This is a genomic window from Nostoc foliaceum FACHB-393 (genome assembly GCF_014698505.1).
In the GTDB taxonomy this organism is placed as follows: domain Bacteria; phylum Cyanobacteriota; class Cyanobacteriia; order Cyanobacteriales; family Nostocaceae; genus Nostoc; species Nostoc foliaceum_A.
In genome coordinates, this window is sequence record NZ_JACJTD010000123.1 from 1 (window position 1) to 8,701 (window position 8,701).

Below are 8,701 nucleotides of genomic sequence, written 5' to 3' on the forward strand. Positions count from 1 at the left end.
AGGTTTTTTAGCACTTTTGAATAAATCAACTGCTATTTGGTTTTGATAACATCCTTCTTCAATCATGCTCCGGTACATTTGACGGTTAATGTCCATTGCTTGCTGGATAATTTCGGGAGTTCTTTGAGAATGAGCAAGTTCAACAACCCCTTGCATATAAGGCTTGTATTCTTCTCGAATTAACTTTGGATCTTTCTGGCGTTCTTGCTCAAACAGGGTTTCGTAATGGTTAGATACTTGCTCTAAATATTCTGATTTTTGTTCTAAAGTCCCATAAGCGTTTAGTACTTCGATTTCCGATTCTAATGCTTCTAGCGCTGTCACTTGATTGTTGATTATGCCCACGCTGATGCTATCGCTCATGTGAATAGCGATTTTTTCAAAAGGGGGCTGACTTCCATCGGTGGGATCATAAAATGACTTTTTTTTGAGCTTAACCGTGGGCGAATAGGCGTTTTGAGGAAGGTTTCTTCGCTCTGCCTCTGCCGTTAAATTGGGATATAAGCTGGCTTTTGCCACACCAATGCAATCACCATCGTAGTCTCGTGCTTGGCGTTCTGATTCGGTTTCGAGGGGATTAACTTCGTTGTGTTCAATGCCTTGAGTTTCTAGCGCCTCAATCCTCGCAAGTATACGTTTGTGGTCTTCATCGTTGACTACAATTATTCCTTGCAAAGATTTCCCATCTGGCGCAACACTGTCTTCAACATGTTTATTAGTAGAGACACATAATCCATTAGAGTTGAGGAAAGGAGAGCGAAAGTTAAGAACTTTTTCTCCAAGCTTCAGCCAAGGGACACAGATTTCACCATTTTTGAGTTCCTTAGAGGGAATAATCATTCCTCGGTCAAAAGTAAGCATTTTCCCAACAGCAATATCTCGCCACTCACTTTGTACAAACCGACTTAATTCCTGTTTAACCTTCTCAGTTTCTAAAAGCTGCTGATGCCCTAGTAAATCGGCTTTAATGAGTTTGTACATGAACAAGTCATCTTTAGCACTCTCGTCATCCAACTCCTGATCTGCATCTAAGTCATCATTTGTCCCTAAGTTTTTAACATCTGTTTCTTGATTGATAATATCTGATGTTTTTAATTTATTTTGACTCAATGATTCTTTACGTTTTTCATATCTTTCACAATAGTAAGCAGCAACATTTCTAGGGTCATCTTGAATAGAGGCTAATCTTTGAGCTTGCACCTCTAGTGACTCGGCAAAATCTTTAATTCCTTGGGGGAAAGATGCCAGCAGTTGGGAGATAGACATCTGACCTTGCTGAGATTGCCCTTTTTCAGCTAACCAAATATTTTGCTGATATAATCCTGGTTGAATTTGAGGTTTTGTGGGGCCTTTGGGTCTATCCTTGTCTGTTCCCTTAAAACTGCTTACGGGGAGAATTATGTCTATTTTTGGTTTGTTATTTGGATCTGCATATTTGATTTCGTCTAATCTGTATGGTCGGAGTGTTCCTTTGCCAAAACGATATTTAGTAGTATCTTCTCCAACTCCATCCACCCAACCAAATCGATGCTGAATTACACGATAGCTTTTATCTGGTTGAGATTCTCTTAAGGTTACTTTGTCATAGAGTTGTGTTGAAATCTGCCCATAACAGTCACCAACTAATTTATATGCTAAATCATTTGATAATATCCCTCCATTTTCACCAGCCTTGTCAGTAGAATCATCTACTACCAGAATGTTTAGCTTTTCGTGAATCGCATTTTTACAAGCCCCAAGAAAGATGGAACCATAAGCCCCACGGTCTTTACTATCGGGACAATTTTTTTGAATCGTTTCTAAACATTCTTTATCTCCATAAAGTAAGCGAGTCTTAGAAGATAGCAATAAAATCTGTCCATCTGGATGATTCTTTAACTCTTCCGCAATACTGTATTCATCTGAGTGTCCAAACGAGAATTCTTTGCCAGGAAAGTAAAATTCTAATAAGGTATTACTGAGCTTTTCAGTTAAAATTGATTGAGAGCCAGTTTTGTTATCGTCTGTATAGATCCACTGATTTAAACGAGGATCAAAATGCTTAAATTCCAAAGTCATAATATTTAAAGTTTGATGAACATTAATTAATTTTTTGAGAGGTTTTTATGTCAAGGATTAAGCGTTGGATAAATATGCACAAAAAAGAGTTCCATCCAGATGGCAGCTTGAAAAATGAAGCTCGACAAGAAATGTTATCTGTAGGAATGAGTAACGAGGCAATTGATGATTATGCCTCTAGACTAAAAGCAAGATACGACGAGTGGAAGCACTTGGACGAAACTGATCCAGAGCCGTGGCCAATCTACACAGCCTACGATTTCTTCACTGAACAAGAAAAAAAAGAATTTAACCCAGATGGTTCTCTCAGACCTGAATATGTAGAATATGCTCGTCAAATTGGCATCAGTGAAAGTGCCCTCGAACAGCTTGAGTGGCGTAAGAAAATAGAGGTTGATGATTATAATGAAATGTCTGCCTCACACATAGAACAAGGCATCAACTTTGGTGAATGGTTGATGCAAGGGAGGATTGGAAACAGCAGAACTTACGTCCAACGTCGGCAGCAGATGGAGCAAGACCTGCGTAACTTTGAGGATGTTGACAGTTTGCCTTTCGACAAGGACACCTCTTATTAAAGTAGGTGACTTACGCTGTAAAGAAAGTTTTCATCCATCAAATGCAGTGATTTGAACTGAATATGTGAAAAAAAAGCGATCGCCTCACCTTGGGCATGAAAGTAAATATTCATAAACTGCCTTTTTACTTCGTTGACTTGAAAGATTTTAGAGATTGCTGATGGAATATCATAGTCAGTAATCGCAGTGCAGTAAATAAATATACCGCACTGTCACTGTGTTTATCTATGGTGTTTTCTACTGTGTGGTAGGGTGTTTTTTGATAATTGTTTGCTAAGAGATAATTCCGACGAAGAATTATTAGATATTGGTGAAGTAGCTATTTTATACGTCGCAAAACAGCAAGGAATAGCGACTAAAAAGATTAAGGTAGCCTGACCAATTATTTGCCATGAGTTGAAAGTCAGTTTAGACTGAACTTGCCTAAAGAAAACAGACTCTAACTTTTGGTGAGTCGTGCGATTTTTCAGGTACTCCAAAACTTGCAGACATTGAGAGATATCTTCGCCTTTGTGGACTTTTTGGCACAGTAGAATTTCTAAGCGTTCAATGCGACGTTCTGGAGTAGATAAATTAATATCGTCCCAATCATCCCAAAGTTTAATTTCTTTTAGTTCGTTCATAACTTTATCCCTCTATCAAACTATTGATGCTGTTCCGAATGGCACGCTTGTTAAGCGTTAACCCTTGGTATTACTGGTTTTGGGGACTTCCAAAAAATAAAATACCCAATAGATAAGAATGATAATCATTGTAGGGGGTGGGAAGTCAGGGCTGCCGTCGGCAGCCCTGACTTCCCTTTTTGTAGTAATTTCAATATATGGTTCGAGTTTTGAGGTGTGTTGGAGTGTCAATTGAATTAACTGATTCTTTGAAAAGTTTGTTGAAGGAAACAGCCACTCAATTGAAAGGTGCAGCAAAACGACGTTTTCAAGCGCAGACTGTTATGGGATTAGGTCATGGAGGACAACTAATAGCTCAAAACGAGTTGGGATGGGATAGAAAAACTATTCGTAAAGGGATTAAAGAATTAAGTACTGGGATTACTTGCTTTGATAATTATTCAGCTAGGGGGCGATGGAAAGCGGAAGAACACTTACCTTATTTATTAGAAGATATCAAAAAATTAGTTGATTTACAGAGCCAAACCGACCCAAGCTTTAAAAGCCAGAGATTATATACACGCCTAACAGCAAGTAAAGTCAGAAAACTATTAATTGAAAAGTGTGGCTATAGCGATGAACAGTTACCCACGGAAGAAACAATTCGTGTTAAATTGAATGATTTAGGTTATAAACTTAAGCGGGTAGCAAAAGTTTTACCTCAAAAAAAATTCCAGAAACGGACGCAATCTTTGAACAATTAGCAATAGTTAATCAATCGGCTCTGGATGATCCAAGTATCTTGCGTCTCAGTCTGGATGCCAAAGCACGTGTAGATATTGGGTGCTTCGACCGCGGAGGTAAAAACCGAGTTTTCACTGAAACAGAAGACCATAATTTTCAGACAAAAACTACCGTAACTCCTTATGGCATCTTCCTTCCTGAATTAGACGAACTATTTTTATACTTTACAGAATCTCATGTGACGAGTGATTTTATTGTCGATGTTCTAGAAGATTTTTGGAAGAGTGAGAGTTGGCGATTCCCCTCAATAAAAACCCTGATTCTTAACCAGGACAATGGGACAGATAATAATTCTAGACGTACCCAGTTTATGAAACGTATCGTTGAGTTTGTTCATCAATATCAACTTAATATACGTTTAGCCTACTATCCACCCTATCACAGCAAATATAATCCCATCGAGCGAGTCTGGGGGATATTAGAAAATTCCTGGAACGGTAGTATTTTAGATGAGGTTGAAACCGCCTTAAATTTTGCCAAAAACATGACATGGAAAGGCAAACATCCTGTGGCAGTTAAGCTAATAACCCAAACTTATGAAACAGGAATTAAGCTTACTAATAAAGCTATGTCTGCTATTGAAGAACAAATAGAACGCCTGACTAACTCCACAAATGAAAAGTTTCCCAATTTAGGTAAGTGGTTTGTTGATATTTGTTGTGGCAGCACGTAATTTATCTCCCTATTTTTAAAGCTTTCAGCTAAAAAAATATCAATATTAATTATGATAATGCACCTGACATAGTTTACAGAGTGCAGACTTTTTTGTGAATGTTTTTAGGGGGTGAGAAGCGGTTGCCGTCGGCAACCGCTTCTCACCCCCTCAGAATGATTATCATTATCTTATGAAGAGCAAATTATGATTGTTGCTGAGTAATTTATTTTTTGGAAGTCCCTTGGGGTGTAGGGTGTAGGGAATTACGAACAACTTGGTTTTATCTAGCGCACTAAAATTCAATTTTTATTAACACTACACCCAACACCCTGCCCTGACGATATTTCACATGAGTCTTCGTGCCATTCGATGCTGTTCCAAAGATAGGGAAAACCAAAACAGACAGTTTCTCTTTCCCCAAAATTTAATTACTTGCGTCGTTTAGATTTACTCTTATTGCGCTCATACTCAGCAATAATATCCTTGGTCTGTTGTGGAAGAATCACACTTTTATTGTTAAATCGCATTTGATATACCAGATAACAGGGACTTTTGGGATCAGGACAGGAAAGATTTGTTGGCAGATTAATGATTGTTACTCCTGCAAAAGTCGCAGAAGCTAACATGGCAGAGCCAAAAAAGAAAATACCAGAGCGGCCAGAACCGACCCAACCACCGAGCCAAAAAACAAGTCCTTTGAACTGTTCAAAGCGTTTTTGACGAAGTTTTTGACGTTCTAGTTGTGCTTCGTTCCATGCCTGTATTTTTTCCAGCTTGTGGGCAGCTAATTTATTGGCTTTAGCATCGGAGGCTTTTTCGACTTGAATATCAATAGTGCGTTCTTTGGCTGCAATTTCTTGTTTTAATCGGTATTCGTTCCATTCTCTAATGCGTTGGGCGACAGCATCGGCGTGGGCGAAGAAGATGGTAAGGGTGTCGTCTCCCAAGTCACTCCAGATAACTGTAGCCTCTGCTGCTTTTTTTCGGCGATTCTCGCCATGATTCTTTCTTCTAATTGAGCGAAGAGGTTATTTTCAGAATCGCTCTGTTGTAATTTCAGTGCAACATTTTTAAGGTAAAGTGATTGAACTAACTCTGGGGCTTCTTCAGCCTGAGCAGCAGTAATTTTATCAATCAAGCTAGATAAATCTTCTCTTGCCGCTACAGCTTTTTCACTAACATTCTCAATCACTGCATCTAATTTTAATTGTTGAGAATTTTCGCTTTTACCTAGAGTTGTTAAGCTGGCTGCAACTTCTTCAAAGGATTTGTTTTGCTCTTTTATTGATTTGTAGGTTTCAAGAAAGCGTTCGCACTCATCTGGGCTATACTCATCTTGCTCAGATAGTCCGCAGACTTGGAGAATTATTAAAGCCTGAGAAAGTGCGATTTTATAGCCTCTTTCACGAGCAATAACTAGTAATTCAGTGATATCTAATGGTAATTGGGCTTTCTTCCCTTGTTTTTTCCCCCCATTCTTCGTTGACGACGAGGAATTGCCCTGAGTTTCTGACAGTGCATCGTCAACAACTGGAGATAATAGAGCCATTACTTCTTCATCATTTCCACCCTGCTCAATTAAGGTGCGACATTCACGAAACCTGTCTGCATCATTCTCGGTATATAACTCTTTTTCAGGTATCCCACTCAAGCGTAAAGTCCGGCTAATTTCTGATGGTGAGAGGTTGTTAAAAAGTTCTTGTGGTTGATACATAATCATGAATTCCTATTTAGATAAAGTTGAAAAAGGATTTAACCAGTCAACTTTTAACTGTCTTTGTTCTGTTGCGGGAATCTTAGATGGTTCTGTTGCGGGAATCTTAGATAGTTCTGTTGCGGCAATCTTAGATGGTTCTGTTGCGGGAATATTGGATGGAAGGGAAAGTGATGAAAGTGAATTTCTGTCTACTGCAATCATCGTGGCTGCCTGAGACGGGATTTCTCCCAGCAGTCCCATCAGATATGAAGAGTGAAGTTGAAGGCGGTAAAGACAAGCACGAATGTGTGGTTCTAAATCTACGGGTTGCTCTTGGGCTTGATAGGCTAAAGGAAGCCAATAGCTGCTAATAGCAATCATCACCATATCCTTAGCAGGATAAAGAGTATTTCTCGAGTTTAAATACTTAAACAGCATTGCTTCGGGGCTATCAGCCTTAACTCTACTTCGTAAGCGAAACTCAACATCTGAAAACATTGCTAATATTCCTTTAAAACGAGCAAATTACTAGGACGCACGATGGTTTGAAATAGCTGATGTAGCGTTTTGATAACGGAATAATCCGTATACATCCGTGAAACGTAAGCACAACGCATCTTTTTTAATCGGCAGGTTAAAAGCCAAGCGCACATCCTCTTCTAATTCTGCCGCCCATGAAATCTCGGTATAAGTAAATAAGTTTTTCAACTCAGCAACTAAATATTCCGATGTTCCCCCACCAATAATTACTTGCTGAATATCAACAGGAATATTCATACTCAGCCAAATAGATACTTTATTCCAGTATTCTTTCCGGGATAACTCCGCTACTTCAACAATTTGTGCTACTTCCTCAGCTTTAAACTCAGCATTCTTACTCCGAGCCAAGGTGTTAAAGTATCTCGGTTTTAACGCTGAACCTGATAGATGAACAGCCTTTAACAAATCATGTAAGTTCTGTCCTGATGTTCGGCTTTTGATTCTTTCCAGCATCCAGGCTAAACCCAAACCTTCTGTTTTTCCAGTTGATATACCCCGCTCAAAGATTACGGCTGATATATCCCGAAAACCCAGCATCACCACAGCAATGTTCACTTTATTAAAGTCTGTGCCGAGTTTTTTACTTCGCGTCAATACCAGTCCCCCACCCTCCGGCAAACACTGAAAGCTGATCAGATTTACACAAAATTGTTGACCTCGAAAGCTAAAGCTAGACAGTGCCTTGGTTAAACCCATCTCCAATCTTTCCCTGTCTTCCCACTCCCCATAAGGCAACAGCAGTCCCAACGATAAATCAAGGTTGGACTTCAATCCTTCTCTAATCGCTATTGCCCCCACTGCTGCTAAAGTTTTTGGAATCGCATTCTCATACTTGAGTTCTAAAAAATTGATTCGCGCTTCAAAATACTTTTGGGCCAAAAACCCAACCGCATAATACTCTCCGTTGTACTCTATCCAAGCCTCATTCTCTGGATTCGGCCGATTAATTTGCCCAGACTCATATAAAGAGAGCGAGTCTCTAGAAATCTTAACTAACTCTGGCTCCATACACAGCAATTCTGGTTTAGAAGACATCTTCTCCAGAACACGATAAACCATCTTCGTCATTGAAGTTCCTGGATCAAGACTCAACATTAAATCCACAAGAAATTTTCTCCCTGTTTTTGACCCTTTATCAAGAATTATTCCTAAAAGGCTAAAGCGCATATACCGTAATGATTTCAGCTTTTGTAAATAAAGATTATGAATCATTACAATTGCACTTTTATTTCACTAATTTGTGCGTTTTCTGGCAAATCGCCTAAGTTTCCAATCCTCACCGATCCTCACTAATTCTGATCAATTTATCCCAATTTATCCCAATATCCCACTCCACAAATTCAAAATCATCGCTGATGTTATTACATATTAAACATCATCTAATAAGCAATTATCATTAGCTTAATAAAACCCAATAGTTCCTGGAAGTTCCCGGAACTTCTCGGAAGTCACCCGATTTATCCCTATATTTTCCTACTAATTTTAAACATGCTTTAGAGGGCACAAGCTTTGGAATCCATCTTTTTCTGACGCACAGTACGCCATATTTGGCGGAAAGAATGCTCGATTTTTTGCTATATTAAATGACAGGAGATTTGGGTAAATAAAATTTTGTTTTTGTCAAAGTCTCACAAAAAATTTGTAATCGACCACGGGGCGATCGCAAATTACAAGAAAGTAAAACCCATTGAGATCAAAGAGTTAGAGGTCAAAAAAAGCAGACAGCAGACTGATTCAATTTCGGAAATCAAACTGTATAAATTCGTAG

At 38.9% G+C, this 8,701-nt stretch carries 6 protein-coding genes and 2 pseudogenes; 2 read left to right on the forward strand and 6 right to left on the reverse strand.

Translation table 11 applies throughout. The features are described 5' to 3' along the window. Positions 1 to 2,058, reverse strand: a pseudogene (locus H6G92_RS37090) (hypothetical protein); the annotation flags it as partial. Positions 2,059 to 2,105: 47 nt separating this feature from the next. On the opposite strand from H6G92_RS37090, the gene H6G92_RS37095 reads away from it, so the two are divergent. Beyond that, positions 2,106 to 2,636, forward strand: coding sequence for a hypothetical protein (locus H6G92_RS37095; RefSeq protein WP_199345134.1), 531 nt, complete (start codon positions 2,106 to 2,108; stop codon positions 2,634 to 2,636). A 221-nt stretch (positions 2,637 to 2,857) separates the two neighbouring features. Here the strand turns inward: H6G92_RS37095 and H6G92_RS37100 are convergent, their stop codons facing one another. After that, positions 2,858 to 3,259 carry a hypothetical protein gene (locus H6G92_RS37100; protein ID WP_190901641.1) on the reverse strand — a complete coding sequence of 134 codons (402 nt, stop codon included), beginning with the start codon at positions 3,257 to 3,259 and terminating at the stop codon, positions 2,858 to 2,860. A gap of 323 nt (positions 3,260 to 3,582) precedes the next feature. On the opposite strand from H6G92_RS37100, the pseudogene H6G92_RS37105 reads away from it, so the two are divergent. After that, positions 3,583 to 4,715, forward strand: a pseudogene (locus H6G92_RS37105) (ISAzo13 family transposase). Between the two features lie 410 nt (positions 4,716 to 5,125). Here the strand turns inward: H6G92_RS37105 and H6G92_RS37110 are convergent. From H6G92_RS37110 to H6G92_RS37125, 4 genes are read right to left on the reverse strand one after another with little or no spacing between them, the layout of a single operon-like run. Next, positions 5,126 to 5,644 carry a hypothetical protein gene (locus tag H6G92_RS37110; RefSeq protein ID WP_104899605.1) on the reverse strand — a complete coding sequence of 173 codons (519 nt, stop codon included), beginning with the start codon at positions 5,642 to 5,644 and terminating at the stop codon, positions 5,126 to 5,128. Further along, positions 5,560 to 6,411: a hypothetical protein gene (locus tag H6G92_RS37115; RefSeq protein ID WP_190901644.1), complete on the reverse strand. Its 852-nt coding sequence runs from the start codon at positions 6,409 to 6,411 to the stop codon at positions 5,560 to 5,562. The genes H6G92_RS37110 and H6G92_RS37115 overlap by 85 nt, the downstream gene beginning before the upstream one ends. 12 nt (positions 6,412 to 6,423) lie before the next feature. Next, complete coding sequence (locus tag H6G92_RS37120; protein WP_190901646.1) at positions 6,424 to 6,891, reverse strand: hypothetical protein; 468 nt, start codon at positions 6,889 to 6,891, stop codon at positions 6,424 to 6,426. Positions 6,892 to 6,921: 30 nt separating this feature from the next. Beyond that, positions 6,922 to 8,145: a ParM/StbA family protein gene (locus tag H6G92_RS37125; RefSeq protein WP_242059494.1), complete on the reverse strand. Its 1,224-nt coding sequence runs from the start codon at positions 8,143 to 8,145 to the stop codon at positions 6,922 to 6,924. Between the last annotated feature and the right edge of the window lie 556 nt (positions 8,146 to 8,701).